This is a genomic window from Acidisphaera sp. L21, from assembly GCF_009765685.1.
Taxonomy (GTDB): domain Bacteria; phylum Pseudomonadota; class Alphaproteobacteria; order Acetobacterales; family Acetobacteraceae; genus LMUY01.
This window is the reverse complement of sequence record NZ_LMUY01000114.1, coordinates 135,302-136,516: the sequence shown is the minus strand read 5'-3', so window position 1 is coordinate 136,516 and position 1,215 is coordinate 135,302. Positions and strand designations below refer to the sequence as shown.

Genomic DNA, 1,215 nt, shown 5'->3' with positions numbered 1-1,215 from the left:
CCGCGGTGACGATCCAGGGGTCGTTGGCGCAGGTGAATGCCGCCTTGGCGACGGTGACGGATGCGCAGAGCGCCACCGGAACCGACACGATCAGGCTTGCCGCGCTCGACAGCTTCGGCAATGCGGCAGCCAATGCCAACGTCGGAGTAACGGTGAACGACCTGCCGGTGATCGCCGCCCCGGCGACCGCGGTGGTGGGCGTCGGCAAGGCGGGTGCGATCGCCGGGTTGAGCCTGTCGGAGACGGGCGACACCACGACCGAAACGTTCAAGGTAGTGGTGGCCGACACCAACGGCGTGTTGTCGGCAACCGGCACCGGCGTCACCGGGTCGGGCAGCAAGGCGGTGACGATCCAGGGCACCTTGGCGCAGGTCAACGCCGCCCTGGCGACGGTGACCGATACCGAGAGCGCCACCGGAACCGACACCATCAAGCTCGCTGCCATCGATGGCCTGGGCAATGCGGCGGCGAACAAGGCCGTGGCGTTGACGGTGAACGGCCTGCCGGTGATCGCCGCTCCGTCGAGCGTGGCCATCGGCGCCACTGCCACCGCGATCCCCGGACTTGCCGTGTCGGAAATGGGAACCACGACTGGCGAGACCTTTACGGTGACGCTGGCCGATCCCAACGGCTCGGTCGCGGCAACCGGCACCGGGGTGTCCGGGTCTGGCACGACCAAGGTGACCATCGCCGGCACGCTCGCCCAGGTGAACGCCGCGTTGGGCACCGTGACGGATACGGACGCTGCAGGCACTCCCGATACCCTGACGGTGAATGCCGCCGACAGCTTGGGCAATAACGCTGCGGCTGCATCCGTCGCCATCACGGCCCTAGGACGCACCTATACGCTGACGACGGCGCCCACCACGATCACGGGCACGGCGGGCAATGATACGATCATCGCCACCAATGCGACGTTGATCTCCCGCGATCACATCGATGCCGCCGGCGGGGCGAACAAACTGCAACTCTCCGGCGGCGGATCGTTCGACTTGGGCGCCCCGGCGCAACTCGCCAATATCGGCGTGGTGGTGGCACAGGAGGGTCAGGCAGCGGGTGGCGGCATTGCCGACAGCACGCAGACAATCTACCTGCGCGACGGGCTGGACCTGACGGTCAACGTCACGTCGGGCACGCCGAATGCAGCCGACACGAACCCCGAGACGATCACGATTTACGGCTCGGCTGCCAACAACGTGATCAATCTCGGCACAG

General features: G+C 67.1%; 1 protein-coding gene. It reads left to right on the top strand.

What is annotated here, in order from left to right:
• The coding region (locus tag GSQ76_RS31365) for a hypothetical protein (RefSeq protein WP_216851227.1) at window positions 1-1,215 on the top strand (1,215 nt) is incomplete at both ends.